This window comes from Salinimicrobium oceani (assembly GCF_012037645.1).
Genome location: NZ_JAAVJR010001485.1, coordinates 1 through 303, shown reverse-complemented (window position 1 = coordinate 303; position 303 = coordinate 1). Strand labels below are relative to the sequence as shown.

General features: G+C 42.9%; 1 protein-coding gene. It reads right to left on the bottom strand.

Going from position 1 to position 303, the window contains the following annotated elements; translation table 11 throughout:
- Positions 1 to 303: aminoacyl--tRNA ligase-related protein (locus tag HC175_RS22745; RefSeq protein ID WP_317172403.1), on the bottom strand; the 303-nt coding region annotated here is incomplete at both ends.

Here is a 303-nt window from a genome sequence, read left to right as displayed (position 1 = left end):
AAAGCGCTCCATACTTCCAAAAGGAGCACGATGGATCATCACGGGGCGGTGCAATTCATTGTCACATCCCTTAAAGGTAAGATCGAAACGTTCGGGTAAATTGTAATCTACCTGAATAGTTCCCAGCTGCCATTGTCTTCCCAACGCATCTTTAACCATAAAGTCCAATTTAGGACCGTAAAAAGCTGCCTCTCCGGTTTCTATAACATAGTTAAGACCTTTTTCTTTAGCAGCATTGAGAATGGCGTTCTCTGCTTTCTCCCAGTTTTCGTCAGATCCTATGTACTTCGTCTTATTTTCAGG